The organism is Flavisphingomonas formosensis (genome assembly GCF_009755815.1).
GTDB classification, from domain to species: Bacteria; Pseudomonadota; Alphaproteobacteria; order Sphingomonadales; family Sphingomonadaceae; genus Flavisphingomonas; species Flavisphingomonas formosensis.
The window spans coordinates 1-14,361 of record NZ_WRPK01000006.1 but is presented as its reverse complement, the minus strand read 5'-3'; the positions used below and the strand labels follow the sequence as shown (position 1 = coordinate 14,361).

The window sequence follows — 14,361 nt, the reverse complement described above, 5'->3', positions numbered from 1 at the left end:
CCATCCTCCCGAGCTGTTTCATGAACGGTAGACGTGGTATGGATGTTTGTCCATATTGGTCAGGCCAGATTGGAGAGGTTGTTTGACGTGAGCGCCCCGTTGCATCTGCACCCCGATCGGCTGTTCCCCGCCGAACCCGCGACGCGATCGATCGCGCGACGGCTCTATGACGAGGTCGCGGGACTGCCGATCATCAGCCCACACGGTCATACCGATCCGTCCTGGTTCGCCGGCGACGAACCCTTTCCGGATCCGGCCAATCTGCTGATCGTACCCGATCATTATGTCTTCCGTATGCTTCATTCGCAGGGCGTGCCGCTGGAGACGCTAGGCATCGCGCGGCGCGACGGCGGCCGGGTCGAGCGTGATCCGCGCACGATCTGGCGGCTTTTCGCCGCCCATTACCATCTCTTCCGTGGCACCCCGTCCCGGATCTGGCTCGATTGGGTGTTCGCCGAGCTGTTCGGTTTCGAGGAGCGGCTCTCCCCCGAGACCGCCGATCTTTATTACGACCGTATCGACGAGGCGCTGGCGACCCCGGCCTTCCGGCCCCGCGCGCTGATGGATCGCCTCAACATCGAGGTGCTCACCACCACCGAGAACCCGCTGGATTCGCTGCAGCACCATCAGGCGATCCGCGACAGCGGCTGGCCGGGCCGCGTGCTCACGGCCTATCGTCCCGATCCAGTGATCGATCCCGAGTTCGAAGGCTTTCAGGACAATCTCGACGGGCTCGGTGCGTTGACCGGCAAGGATACGCGCACCTGGGCCGGCTATCTCGACGCGCATCGCGATCGCCGTGCCTTCTTCAAGGATTTGGGAGCGACATCCACCGACCACGGCCATCCGACCGCGCGCACCGCCGATCTTTCGACAGCCGAAGCGGAGGCTCTGTTCACCCGCGTCGCGGGCGGCACCGCCTCCTCCGCGGACGCCGAACTGTTCCGCGCTCAGATGCTGACAGAAATGGCTCGGATGAGCGTCGACGACGGCCTCGTCATGCAGCTTCATCCGGGCAGCTTCCGCAATCACCACGCCCGGACATTCGCCGATTTCGGCCGGGACAAAGGCGCCGATATCCCGATGCAGACCGGCTATGTGGAGGGCCTCAAGCCGCTGCTCGACCGTTTCGGCGACGCCCAAGGCTTTACGTTCATCCTCTTCACGCTCGACGAGACGGCCTATTCGCGCGAGCTCGCGCCGCTGGCGGGCTTCTACCCTTGTCTGCGCCTCGGCCCGGCCTGGTGGTTCCACGACAGCCCGGAAGGGATGATGCGCTTCCGCGAGCAGACCACCGAGACCGCCGGTTTCTACAACATGGTCGGCTTCAACGACGATACCCGCGCATTCCTCTCTATCCCGGCGCGGCATGATGTGGCGCGACGGATCGATTGCGCCTTCCTCGCACGCCTGGTCGCCGAGCATCGCCTCGACGAGGACGAGGCGACGGAACTGGCCCATGACCTCACCTATCGGCTCGTGAAGGAGGCCTATCGCCTGTGAGCGCGCTGCTGTCCGATGCGACCTTCGTTTCGCGGTACGACCGTCATGCCGTCAAGGCCGGCGTCGTCCACCTCGGCCTCGGCGCCTTCCACCGCGCACACCAGGCGCCGGCTTTCGATGCGCTGATCGCCGCAGGAGATCCGCGCTGGGGGATAACCGGCGTGGCGATGCGCTCGCCCGACGTGGTCGCGGCGCTGGCGGCGCAGGACGGGCTCTACAGCCTGTCCCAACGTGGCAGCGGCGAAGACCGGCCTCAGGTGATTGCCGCGCTCGCGGCCTTCCATGTCGCCGCGCAGGCGCCCGAGGCGGTGGTCGCCGCGCTCGCGCACGTCGATACGCACCTCGTGACGCTCACCATCACCGAGAAGGGCTATCTGGATCATGGCGCCTTGAGTGCCGCTGGCCTGATCGCGCGTGCGCTTGGCCGGCGGCACGCAGCCGGCCTTGCACCGCTCACGATCCTGTCCTGCGACAATCGCTCGCACAATGGCACGGTGGCGCGCGAAGCCGTGCTCGCTGCGGCGCAGGCCGCAGGCATCGACAATGCCGCGCTCCATTGGATCGCCGATCAGGTCGCCTTTCCCGCATCGATGGTCGATCGGATCACGCCCGCCGCCACGCCGGAGATGGCCGCCGGGAGCAGCGACGCACTCGGCCTGCTCGATCGGGCGGCAGTCTGGACCGAACCTTTCTGGCAATGGGTCGTGGAGGATCGCTTTGCTGCGGTCCGGCCCGATCTGGCTGAGGTCGGCGTGCAGCTGGTCGCCGATGTCGCGCCTTGGGAGACCGCAAAGCTGCGCCTGCTCAACGGCGCCCACTCGGCCCTGGCCTATCGCGGGCTGCTGCGCGGTCATCGCTTCGTCCACGAGGCCATCGCTGATCCGGCGCTCGGCGCGCTCGTCGATCGGCTATGGGACGAGGCGGCGGAGACGATCGACCAATCGGTGGTCGATGTCCCCGTATATCGGGCCGCGCTCCGCAAGCGCTTCGCCAATCCGGCGCTGCCGCATGCGCTGATCCAGATCGCCGCCGACGGATCGCAGAAGCTGCCGCCACGCCTCCTCGGCCCGATCGGGGATCGCGATGCCAAAGGCTTGACCAGCCCGGCGCTGGCCGAAGCGGTCGCCGGGTGGATCGTGGGGCTGTCCCGGATCGACGGCCTCGTCGATCCCATGCTCGCCGACCTTCAGCCGCTCGCCCGAAAAAACGCGCCCGCCGAGGTACTCCTCGCCCGCATTGCCCCGGATTTCCACCAATCCGAGGAAATCGACCAGGCAATCGCGCAATTGCGCGAGACGGCTTGAAATGCGACCGCGACCGCCACAGGCTGACACCATGTCGATGACACCATCCCGCGCCGAGGGCCGCCTTTACGAGCGGATCGCCAACGAAATCCGCCTAGCGCTCGGCACCGGCCGCTACGCGGTCGGCGATCGGCTTCCGTCGGAGCGCGATCTTGCCCAACAATATGGCGTTTCGCGCCCCACGATCCGTGAGGCGATCATCGCGCTGGAGCTTGACGGTCTGGTCGAGGTCCGCACCAATTCGGGCGTCTATGTCGCTTCGCTCCAGCCGCAGGGCGGCAAGCCGACAGAGGCCGATGTCGGTCCGTTCGAACTGCTGGAGGCGCGGCGCATCTTCGAGGCGGAGATATGCGGGCTCGCCGCGCAGATGATCACCGACGAGCAGATCGCGCGACTGCGCGAACTGACCGGCGAGATGGAGAGCGAAGATCTGCTCCGCGCCGAGGAAGCCGATCGCGAATTCCACCTCGAAATCGCCCGGATCACGCAGAACAGCGCGATGGAGAAGACCGTCTCGATGCTGTGGGAGGCTCGTGTGAACTCACCGCAATATGCGCTGCTGACCGAAAAGGTCCGCGCCGCCGGGGTGGCGCCGCGCGTCTCCGAGCACCGCCGCATCGTCGCCGCGCTCGCCAGCCGCAGTGCGGAGGCGGCGCGGGAGACGATGCGCGATCATCTCGGCCGCGTCATCGATCATCTGCTCGAGGCGACGGAAGTCGAAGCGATCGAGAAGGCGCGGGCGGAGATCAACGCCAAGCGCCGCCGCTATCGCGCGGCGGGTTAGACGCGCTTCTTTGCCAGATAGGCATCGATCCGGGCGGCGGCACCCTCCGGCACATGCAGGCCGAGCTTGCTGCGCCGATAGAGGATATCCTCGGCGGTGCGCGCCCATTCGGTTCGGACCAGATAATCGATCTCGGCATGATACAGGCCGGCGCCGAAATCCTCCCCGAGATCGTCGGTCTTCTCGGCACGGTCCAGCACAACCGGCGCACGTGTGCCGTAGGCGCGTGCCAGCCGGCGAACCAGCGGCATCGGGAGACCGCGATACTGCGCCTGCAATCGATCCACGAAACGATCGAAATCGCCACCTTCGATATCGCCGCCCGGAAGGACCACGCCGGCGGTCCAGCTCTCGCCCGGCATGGGCAGGAACGGCGCAAGCTTCTCCAACGCATGTTCGGCGAGCTTGCGATAGGTGGTGATCTTGCCGCCGAAGATGTTGAGCATCGCCGGCCGACCATCTCCGCCTTCGACTTCGAGGACATAATCGCGGGTCACCGCCGAGGCAGTGGCCGCGTGATCGTCGTAGAGCGGACGAATGCCGGCATATGTCCAGACCACGTCCTGTTCGCTCAGCGTGCGCGCGAAATAAGCGTTGGCAGCCTCGATCAGATAGCGCGTCTCCTCTGGTGAGATGGTCGCTGGGCCGGGCGCCTGATCCCAAGGCAGGTCGGTCGTGCCGATCAGGGTGAATTCACCCTCATAAGGAATGGCGAAGATCACGCGGCGATCGGGGTTCTGCAGCAGAAACGCGTGATCACCCTCATAGAGCCGGGGCACGATGATGTGGCTGCCCTTGACCAGCCGCACACCGCGGTCGTTGCGCGCATTGCCGGTCCTGCCGATCACGTCGGCTACCCAGGGACCGGCCGCATTGACCAGAACCCGCGCGCGGACCTTTTGCGCGCCGCTCTCGTCCTCGATCGCCGCATGCCAAAGGTCGTCGACCCGTTCCGCCGAGACGAGCCTGGTACGGGTGCGGATCGCCGCGCCCCGCGTTGCTGCGTCGAGCGCGTTGAGAGCGACGAGCCGGCTGTCTTCGACCCAGCAATCCGAATAGACGAAAGCACGCCCCATGTTGGGCCTAAGCCCATTGCCCCTGGCGTCCTCGTCGAGACGGATCGTCCGCGTGGCGGGTAGCTTTTTGCGGCCACCGAGATGATCGTAGAGAAACAGGCCGAGCCGCACCATCCAGGAAGGGCGAGGAGAGTTCTTCTGAGGGAGAACGAATTCCAGCGGCCAGATGATGTGAGGAGCGATCGCGAGCAGGCGTTCGCGCTCGATCAACGCTTCGCGGACCAGCCGGAACTCGTAATATTCAAGATAGCGCAGGCCGCCGTGGATCAGCTTGGTGCTGGCAGCCGAAGTATGGCTGGCGAGATCATCCTGTTCGACGAGCAGAACCTTGAGGCCGCGTCCCGCCGCATCGCGCGCGATACCGGCGCCGTTGATGCCTCCCCCGACGATCAGCATGTCATAGACAATGGGTTCGTTCATGAAGGCAAAGTCCGGGCAGTGAAGAACGCAATGGATGGGTGCGGCTTGCTTGACCGCAACTCTGGGATTAGTAGTGAACTGGCCTGACCAATTCAATCATAATGTGCCTGGAGAGCAACGTTGCCCGCAGCCCATCACATCCTCGCCATCGATCAGGGCACGACCTCCACGCGTTGCATCGTTTTCGACAATGCGGGCGCCCCCGTCGCGACGGCACAGCGCGAATTCCAGCAGCATTATCCGGCACCCGGCTGGGTGGAGCATGATCCCGAGGATATCTGGCGCGACACGCTCGCCACCGCGCGCGAAGCGATCGAAGCCAGCGGTGTCGGCGCGGAGCGGATCGCGGGCATCGGCATCACCAACCAGCGCGAGACGGTGGTGGTGTGGGATCGCGAGACAGGCGCGCCGATCCACAACGCGATCGTCTGGCAGGATCGCCGCACCGCCGAAACCTGCGCCGCGCTCAAGGAGCAAGGCCACGAGGACATGGTTCGCGCCAGGACCGGGCTGCTGCTCGATCCCTATTTCTCTGGCACGAAGCTCGCCTGGATCCTGGACAATGTCGAGGGCGCGCGGGCGCGGGCGGAAAAGGGCGAACTCGCGTTCGGGACGATCGATTGCTTCCTGCTGTGGCGCCTGACCGGCGGCAAGGTCCATGCCACCGACGCCACCAACGCCGGCCGCACCTTGCTGTTCGACATCCACGCGCAGCGCTGGGACGAGGATCTCTGCAAGCTGATCGAAGTGCCCATGGCGTTGCTGCCCGAGGTTCACGACAACAGCTATCGCTTCGGCGAGACCACGCCCGACCTCCTGGGCGCGTCAATACCTATCGCGGGCATGGCAGGTGATCAGCAGGCGGCCTTGTTCGGGCAGGCCTGTTTCGAGCCGGGCATGGCGAAATCCACCTACGGCACCGGCTGCTTCATGCTGCTGAACACGGGCGAAGAGGCGGTCACCTCGGAAAACCGGCTGCTGACCACGCCCGCTTATCGCTTCGACGGCAGAACGACCTATGCGCTCGAAGGGTCGATATTCGTCGCGGGGGCGGCGATCAAATGGTTGCGAGACGGCATCGGCGTGATCACCCATGCCCATGACACCGACAGCCTCGCCACCCGCGTGCCCGACAGCCACGGGGTCTACATGGTGCCGGCCTTCGTTGGCCTGGGCGCGCCCCACTGGGATCCGGATGCGCGCGGCGCGATCTTCGGGCTGACGCTGGGCGCCACCGCGGCGCATCTGGCCCGCGCCGCGCTTGAGGCAGTTGTCTACCAGACGCGCGATCTGTTGACTGCGATGGTCGAGGATGGCGGGGCCAGGCCGACGGTGATGCGCGTCGACGGCGGAATGGCCGCGAACGACTGGCTCTGCCAGTTCCTTGCCGATCTGCTGGAGATCGAGGTGGAGCGGCCGGAACATCTCGAGGTCACGGCGCTCGGGGCCGCGTTCCTCGCTGGGTTGTGCGTGGGCGTGTGGAAGGATCTGGATGCGCTGGCGACCACGCATGCGCAGGGACGCCGCTTCAAGCCGGCGATGGATGCGGCGCTTCGCCAGCAATTGCTTGCCGGCTGGGAGGACGCATTGGCGCGGACGCTCCGGCATCCATGACGCGTCGCCCGGGCGCGGCCCGGTGACGGGGGTCATCTGGCCGCGGCCGCCTTGTCCTTCGCCTGATAATAATCCGACAGCACATAGAAGGCCATCTTGCGCACTCCGGTCTCGGAGATCAGGCCCTTGCGGTTCCAGCCCATTTGGAAATCCGGATTCTGCCGCCGCGGGGATCGGAAGTCTTTGAGGATCCAGGGGGACATGCCGCGCAGCGTGGGAAGCTTGTCCGCCATTGCGAGCGTGGCACGGTAATAATCGGCCTGGTAATCCTCGGAAAATTTCTGCGGCTTGTGGAAGCCGGCCAGCGCATCCGCACCGAATTCCGAAAACACCAGCGGCTTGTCCGTCGGCACGTTCCACCGGGTGGCGGGCAAATCGCTCAGCCGATCGGCGGTGTACCAGCCGTTATATGTGTTGAGCGCGAGCACATCGACCGCTTCTGCGAGCGGATCGGCGAGCGTCATCACCGGTGCGCCCGGTCCCTTGCCGTGATCGACGAGCAATGCGGCGCTGATCAGCCGCGTGTCGTCCAGCCTGCGAGCATCGGCGACGAGCGTGCGCAGGAAGCTATTGCGCGCATCGGTGACGGGCGTTTCGTTGGCGACGCTCCAGATCGCAATCGACGCCCGGTTGCGATCGCGCAGGATATTCTCGGCGAGCATGTTGCGCGCGGTCGCCAGTGTAGCGGGGTTGTCCCAGGCGATCATCCAGTAGACCGGCACCTCGCTCCACACGAGCAGGCCGAGCTCGTCGGCGGTCCGCGTCATCAGTTCGCTGTGCGGGTAATGCGCGAGGCGGACGTAGTTGCCGTGCAGCCCGTCCTTGATTTCGCCGAGCAGCGCGCGGGCGGACGCGGGGGTGATGGCGCGGGTAGGCGCGGCGCCGATCTCTTCCTCGTGCAGCGAGATGCCGCGCAGGAAGATCGGCTTGCCGTTGAGCAGGATGTCGGTGCCGCGCACCTCGATCGTCCTGAAGCCGATGCGATCCTTCCAATGATCCTCGCCCGCGTCGACCGCAACGTCATAGAGCTTGGGCCGGTCGGGCGACCATCTCACGAGCGCGGCGGGCGCGGCGATGGCGCCATGCCAATTGCCCTGCGCATCGGTCGTGCCGGGTATGTCGACGCCCAGTTCCCCGATGCGCAGGCGGACGGTCTTCTTCGCGGCAGCGGGGCCGTTCAAATGCACGTCGGCCGCGATCTGCCCATCGCGGGTCAGGCGCACCCAGGCGTCGTCGACGAACGTGTCGGGCGTCTCGACCAGCCGAACCTGGCGGGTGAGGCCTCCGTAATTTTCCCAGTCAGTCACCGGCGGCGGCACGGTGGCAGGCGTCGCCTGGCTATCGACGCCAACGGTGATCTGGTTGTCGCCGTCGCGTAGCAGGCCGGTCACCTCGAAAGCGAAGGGTGTGAAGCCCCCTTCGTGCCGGCCGACAGGCTTGCCGTTGAGGAACACATAAGCCGAATAATTCGCCGCGCCGAACCGCAGGAAGAGGCGGCCGTGGCGGCTGGCCGGCACGTCGAAATGCCGCTGATACCAGACCAGCCCCTGATAATGGCGCATCTCGGGCGCCGCGGTCAGCCAGGAGGAGGGCAGCACCGTGAGGGGCGCATGATCGAGATTGAATTCGTACATCGCCCGGTTGTCGCTCGCCATTTCCTTGGCGACGTCGATGTCGAGGTAGCGCCGCTGACCCAGATCGGGCGTCTCGCCATGAAAGCCAGCGAGGCCCGCGCGGAACGGGTCGATCGAATAATGCCAAGGGCCGGAGAGATCGATGCCGCCGCGCATGTCGGCCGAGACGAGCAGCGGCGAATTCTGCGCCGTGGCGAGTGGCAGCGCGGTAACCACAGTCGAAGGGGGTTCTACCGCCGCCGAGACAACGGAGGCCATCAGCGCGGCCGCGACAATCCCGCCCAAGCCCCGTGCCATCGCGCGCATCCTTCTCTCCTCGATAGAGCCGGGATTAATTCGCCGGCTTGAACTCCAACGACAGCCCTGCAGTGCGGCTCGGCTGGAAGCCCTTCCAGATCGTCGAGGTCGGCGCGCCGGGGCTGAAGCCGGCATAGCGGCCGCCGGGCGCGTCGGCCCATTTGCCGGCGCTTGCGTCGGGAACGAGGCCGTCGATATAGGCCGCCTTCGCGGTATCGCCCTTGACGTAGCGATCGAGGAAGGCGGTGATGAAATGCTGCTGGATCGGCAGCAGCCGATCCTTGCGCCAGACCGGATCCTCGAACCAGTCCTCGTTCCAGAAATTGCCGCGCATCTCGGGCGGCGCGCCGATCAGCGCAATGCTGTGCCCGGCTTCGCGGAAGGTCAGCAAATAGCGCGGTGCGTGGGTCTCGGTCTCGAAGAGCGTGCGGACGCCGGGATCGTAGCCGACGGTGTGATCCTGGCTGCCGACGATGAAGAAGGTGGGCACATGGATCGCGCCGACGCCCGGCGCAGCCCAGGTCTTGATGCCGCGGACGTCGCTGGGCGGTGAGATCGCAACCACCGCCTTGAGATCGGCGATCCGGATCTCGCCTTGCCGATCGCCGCCCGCGACATAGGGCGTGAGCGCACCGCGGGTGGTCTGGGCCAGGCCGGGATCGAGCGGGGCGCCGGCGGCGGTGAGCACGCCGTAACCGCCCATCGAATAGCCGATCAGCGCGGTGCGCGTGGGATCGGCGTCGGCGAAAGGCCCCTGCCCCGCACGCGCACGGCGCTGCGCCTCGGCGGTGATAAAGACGATATCGAGCGGGCGCCGCGCGATCGGACCGGACATCGCCTGCGTCGTACGGATGTTGATCGGCGGATCGCGGAACGAGGGCGCGACGACCACATAGCCCTTGGTGGCGAGGTTCTCGCCGAGCCAGGACAGAGCCTCGGGCACATTGCCATAACCGTGCGCCAGGATGATCAGCGGGAAGGAACCCTTGGCGGCAGGCGCGGCGGGCGTGGCGATGCCGGGCACGGTGAAAGGCACGTCTGCCCCCGCCTCGCCGGTCATGGCGGCATGATACACGGTTCCGCGCCCCGCCTTCCCCGCCGGGTACCAGACCTTCATCGTCACGTGGCGATCGGCAAGCTCAGGCCGATCCCTGCCATTCGCCGGATCCATCTGCTCTAGCTGAACGAACTCGACATCGGCGACGCCGATCGGAAGCGGCCCCAGCGCGGCGAGCGCCGGCGCATCCACAGGCGGCTTCGCCGGCGCGTCCTGCGCGAACACCGCGAGGGGCCTGACCGTGACCAGCGCAAACAAGGCGACGAGGGCGCGACGGCGGAATCGGGGCACTATGCAACTCTCCTCGAGGCCGAAGGCGGCGGGGCGCCCGGCCCCGCCCCAGGGATCAGAAGTTGAAGCCGAAGCGGACACCTCCGTAGCGGTGGAAATCGCGCGGCAGCACCGCCTGAGTGGCGATCTGGTTGCCGAAATTGCCGGCGGTGTTCACCAGCGACCCATAATATTGCTTGTCGAACAGGTTGTTGACGAAGCCGATCAGTTCCCAGCGGTGATTGGCGGCACGCACGCCGACGCCGACATTGACGATGCTGTAGGCCGATTGAAAAGTCTCCGGATCATGTGCCTGGAAGAACATGCTGCTCTGATACTGCCAGTCCGCCTGCAGCACGCCGTTCAGCGTATCCGTAATCGCGGGCGAATAGTCGCCGCCGATCTCGAATTTCCATTTCGGCGCCTGCACCGCGCGCGTCCCGGTGAGGTTCTGGGAACTCGGCGAGGTGGTGGTATCGCAACCCGTCGCAGGGGTCTGCAGCGGATAGCATTGGGCGACCGGATAGGAGCTGTACTTGGCGTCGAGATAGGTGACCGAACCACGCAGGTTCATATCGTTCAGAATGCGCGCAGTGCCTTCGAACTCGATTCCCTTGGTCGTCAGCCCGCCGACGTTGGTGAGCCGGTAATTGGAGGTGCCGTCGGCCAGCGTCTCGATCGTCTGCGCCTGCAGGTTCTGATAATGCGTGTCGAATAACGTCAAGTTTGCGGTCAACCGGCGATCGGACGACTGCCAGCGGATGCCGAGTTCCTTGTCGCGCGATTTCTCGGGCTTGATCGGGCCGGCGGCAGCCCGGTTCGCATTGAAGCCGGTGGTGAGATCGTAGGTCTGGCCCTTGTAGCCGGTCGCATAGGTGAAGAAGGCCATCAGATTTTCAGTAGCCTGATAGCGCAGGCTCGCCTTCCAGGTTGGAGCCGTATCCTTGGCGCTACCGCTGAAGAGCGAGGGTGCGGGCGCCACCGCCAGATTGTCCTTGAAGGTGTATTGCACCTTCTCGTTCTGCACGCGCACACCACCGGTCAGCGTGAACTTGGTCAGGAACGTGTAGTCGGCCTGCGCAAAGCCCGCGATCTGGCGGGATTCGCTTGTGGCATACCAGTTGGCGAGCGAGAAATACGGCCCGCGCACGAACGGACGCGCGAAGTGCACATTGGCATAATAAAGACCCAGCGTGTAGCGGAACGGCTTCTCGGCGGCCGATTGCAGGCGCACTTCCTGCGTGACCTGATGCTCCCGGAACTGGCCGATCTGGTTGTTATTGCCGAGATTGCCAGCATAGGACGTGTCGTCCTGATCAAGATAATCCCACAGATGGAAGTGATCGTAGGAGGTGATCGAGGTCAGCGTCATGGTACCGAGGCCGATCTCACCGCGCAGATAGCCGCCGTAACCGACATAGCGGGTGCGGGAATCGAAGTTGTTGCTTATGTCCGTATTGTCCGGGCCGACGGTGACGCCGGGCATCACGACCGGCTGGGTCAGGCCGGCGGTGCCGCGGAACAGCGCGGTCGGCGACATGTGCGTGAAGGGGCGGCCGACGGTGGTGTTGCCCTTGAGATAATTGCCGGAGACGGTGATTTTGACGTTGCTGCCGGGCTCCCAGCGTAGCTTGCCGCGGGTAGTGAATGCTTCGCGACCGTTGGCGTCCTTCCCGTTGAACAGGTTCTTCACGTTCCCGTCCCAGCTCGAATAGCTGGCCGACAGGACATAGCCGAGATTCGCGTTGATCGGGCCCGATGCACTGAAATTGCCGCCGCGCTCGGAATCGCTGGTGACCAGCGCATTGGCTGTGAGGTGGAAGCTCGAGGTCGGCTCGCGCGTGATGATGTTGATCAGGCCGGCCGATGCGGACTTGCCGTACAGCGTGCTCTGCGGACCGCGCAGCACCTCGATCCGCTGGACGTCGGGCAGATCGGTGAAGGCGCGCGCCGAGAAGGCGAGCGGCACCTCGTCGACCAGTACGGCGACCGAGGATTCGACGCCTATGCCGAACGCGAAAGTGCCAACGCCACGTAGCGACACGTTGGAGTTGACCGGCTGCTCGGCGGTGCGGATCACCAGCGAGGGCGAGACGCGACCGAGATCAGAGAATTGGGTGACGCCGGCGGACTTGAGCTGCGTCGGTGCCAGCACAGACACGGCGAGCGGCACGCGCTGCACATTCTCGGCGCGCTTGTTGGCAGTGACGATGATCTCGCCTGAGCTGGCGGCGTCGGACACGGCCGGCCCAACGTTCGGCGTCGGTGATGGCGCGGCAGGCGCCGTGGTGTCGTCGCCCGGTGCCGCCTGGGCCACTGCTGCGGAAGCGGCGGTGGTCCACAATGCGGTGCCGATCGCAAGAGCCGAGGATCCGATTCGAATGAAATGCAGCGCCATGGCCACGCTCCTCCCTGGAATTGCCTGATAGACGTCAGGACTATGTTGCCAAGGTTACGATGTGGTCAGGCCAAATGCAAGAGGGTGGTTGGTGCAGATTTGAAATCAGCCTTTAGATGGCCCTTGCATAGCGAAGCCGCCCTTCCCAAGGCAGATATCCGGATCATGTGGCTTGACCAATTTATAATTTTGTTCGAGCGTTCGGGACAAGCTGTCGCGCGAGCCGGCCGTCACGACGAAAAGGAGAGAGGGAGATGGCAGCGGGCGCAGCCGAAGAACCGGAGATATCGCGCGCCAAGCCGCGGGGCCATGTCCGCTGGATCGTCTGTGCTTTTCTCTTCCTGGCGGTGGTGCTGAGCTATGTCGATCGGCTCGTCCTCCCCGTGCTGAAACCCGATCTGCAGAGGCGCTACGGCTGGAGCGAGACGGGCTATGCCGATCTCGCGATCTGGTTCCAGGCGGTCTACGGCCTATCGTACGTCATATTCGGGCGGCTAGTCGATCGGATCGGTGCCAAAGCCGGTTATGCCGTCGCGGTGGTGCTGTGGACGATCGGCCATGTTGCGCACATCGCCTTCACGTCGACCCGCGGCATGTTGATCGCGCGCATTCCGCTGGCGATGGGTGAGGCAGGCACCTTCCCTGCCGCACTCGCCGCCGCCAACGAATGGTTCCCTGCGCGCGAGCGGGCGCTGGCTATCGGTATCTTCAATGCGGGGTCGAATATCGGCGCGCTGCTGACGCCGCTGATCGTGCCGTTCATCGCCGTCGCGTTCGGCTGGCGGATGGCCTTCATCGCCACCGGCATGCTCACGATCGTGTGGCTGGCCGGATGGCTCCTCTTCTATCGCAGCCCGCGTGACCACAAAGCCGTCGGCGCTGCGGAGCTGTCGTGGATCGAATCGGATCCGGCAAGCACCACCGCGCCTATCCGCATCTCGCTATCCCACCTCCTGCGGATGCGGCAGACCTGGGCCTATGTCCTCGGCCGCTTCATGATCGATCCGGTGTGGTGGACATTCCTGTTCTGGCTGCCTGACTTCTTCAGTCGCCGCTATCATCTGAAGATCACCGAGTTCGGGCCGCCCCTCGTGCTGATCTATCTCTGCGCGGACATCGGCTCGATCTCGGGCGGCTGGATGTCCTCCCGCCTGCTCGGCAACGGCTGGCGCCTGGGCAACGCACGCAAGGCGGCTATGCTGGCGGCCGCACTTTGCGCGGTACCGATCGCATTTGCGGCCTCGGCACCGGGCATCTGGACGGCGGTGGCATTGATCGGTCTTGCTTGCGCCGGTCACCAGGCCTTTTCCGCCAACCTTTACGCACTGCCCGGCGACCTGTTTCCGCGCCATGTTGCCGGCTCCGTGATCGGGCTCGGCGGGCTGGGTGGCGCACTGGGCGGCATGATCATGGCCGAGTTCGCTGGCACGATATTGGAGCACCTGGGAAGCTATCGACCTATCTTCGTCGTCGCCGCCTTTGCCTATCTGGCCGCGCTCGCAATGCTACACCTGCTCCTGCCGCGCTACGCCGTCACCGAGCTCAACAATGTCCGATAGGCAGCTCATATGACGGAATGGTGCGCGGCGATGAACACGGGTCAGGTCCCGTGTGGCTATCTTCCGCGCCGCCAGCCCCTCCTATCGCGCCGCGCATGCCGGGCATCTGAGTCTGCACCAGCTCAAGATCATGTCGGCGATCGAACATTGTCGCACCGCCGCCCTTGACGGCCACGTCGAGGCCTGCACCGACTGCGGGCATTGGCGGATCGGTTACAACAGCTGTCGCAACCGGCATATGTGGACGGCTCCCTCTTGCAAGAGGCTGAGAGGATAATTTGATCGGATCGCTTGCGATCATATGTCCGGCCTTTTGTTGCGATCACTAGTACTACAGTTGCGTATTAACCCGTTTTCTTCGATGACAACAGGCGGCGACAGACTGGTGTATTCGCCGCCATCGTGACCATGCCCAGATGAAGACGGGATGGTTATGAGCAGCGCA

The 14,361-nt window shown here is 65.1% G+C and carries 9 protein-coding genes and 1 pseudogene; 6 read left to right on the top strand and 4 right to left on the bottom strand.

The genetic code is table 11. The features are described from left to right. Nucleotides 1-87: 87 nt before the first annotated feature. The 3 genes from uxaC to GQY20_RS16845 are packed head-to-tail and all read left to right on the top strand — an operon-like array spanning nucleotide 88 to nucleotide 3,591. Entirely contained in the window at nucleotides 88-1,503 is a 1,416-nt protein-coding gene (gene uxaC, locus GQY20_RS16855) for a glucuronate isomerase (protein WP_232476108.1), read from the top strand. Beyond that, the gene (locus tag GQY20_RS16850; protein WP_157218306.1) at nucleotides 1,500-2,807 is read left to right on the top strand and encodes a mannitol dehydrogenase family protein; all 1,308 of its coding nucleotides are present in this window, start codon (nucleotides 1,500-1,502) and stop codon (nucleotides 2,805-2,807) included. Before uxaC ends, GQY20_RS16850 begins: the two co-directional genes overlap by 4 nt. 31 nt (nucleotides 2,808-2,838) lie before the next feature. Then, a complete protein-coding gene (locus tag GQY20_RS16845; RefSeq protein ID WP_157218305.1) occupies nucleotides 2,839-3,591 on the top strand; it encodes a FadR/GntR family transcriptional regulator in 753 nt (250 codons plus the stop codon). Here GQY20_RS16845 and GQY20_RS16840 read toward each other — a convergent pair. Further along, nucleotides 3,588-5,087 carry a glycerol-3-phosphate dehydrogenase gene (locus tag GQY20_RS16840; RefSeq protein ID WP_157218304.1) on the bottom strand — a complete coding sequence of 500 codons (1,500 nt, stop codon included), beginning with the start codon at nucleotides 5,085-5,087 and terminating at the stop codon, nucleotides 3,588-3,590. The genes GQY20_RS16845 and GQY20_RS16840 overlap by 4 nt on opposite strands. Nucleotides 5,088-5,207: 120 nt before the next feature. On the opposite strand from GQY20_RS16840, the gene glpK reads away from it, so the two are divergent. Next, nucleotides 5,208-6,701, top strand: coding sequence for a glycerol kinase GlpK (gene glpK, locus GQY20_RS16835; RefSeq protein ID WP_157218303.1), 1,494 nt, complete (start codon nucleotides 5,208-5,210; stop codon nucleotides 6,699-6,701). Between the two features lie 32 nt (nucleotides 6,702-6,733). On the opposite strand, the gene GQY20_RS16830 is transcribed toward glpK, so the two are convergent. The 3 genes from GQY20_RS16830 to GQY20_RS16820 are packed head-to-tail and all read right to left on the bottom strand — an operon-like array spanning nucleotide 6,734 to nucleotide 12,357. Beyond that, complete coding sequence (locus GQY20_RS16830; RefSeq protein ID WP_232476107.1) at nucleotides 6,734-8,632, bottom strand: glycoside hydrolase family 2 protein; 1,899 nt, start codon at nucleotides 8,630-8,632, stop codon at nucleotides 6,734-6,736. Between the two features lie 34 nt (nucleotides 8,633-8,666). Continuing rightward, nucleotides 8,667-9,980, bottom strand: coding sequence for an alpha/beta hydrolase family protein (locus GQY20_RS16825; RefSeq protein WP_232476106.1), 1,314 nt, complete (start codon nucleotides 9,978-9,980; stop codon nucleotides 8,667-8,669). Nucleotides 9,981-10,035: 55 nt separating this feature from the next. After that, a complete protein-coding gene (locus GQY20_RS16820; RefSeq protein WP_157218302.1) occupies nucleotides 10,036-12,357 on the bottom strand; it encodes a TonB-dependent receptor in 2,322 nt (773 codons plus the stop codon). Between the two features lie 254 nt (nucleotides 12,358-12,611). Between GQY20_RS16820 and GQY20_RS16815 the strand changes: the two genes are divergently transcribed. Continuing rightward, nucleotides 12,612-13,916 (top strand): MFS transporter, encoded by a 1,305-nt coding sequence (locus GQY20_RS16815; protein ID WP_198351026.1) that lies wholly within the window; start codon nucleotides 12,612-12,614, stop codon nucleotides 13,914-13,916. Nucleotides 13,917-13,968: 52 nt separating this feature from the next. After that, nucleotides 13,969-14,178: pseudogene (locus GQY20_RS16810) on the top strand (transposase zinc-binding domain-containing protein); the annotation flags it as partial. Between the last annotated feature and the right edge of the window lie 183 nt (nucleotides 14,179-14,361).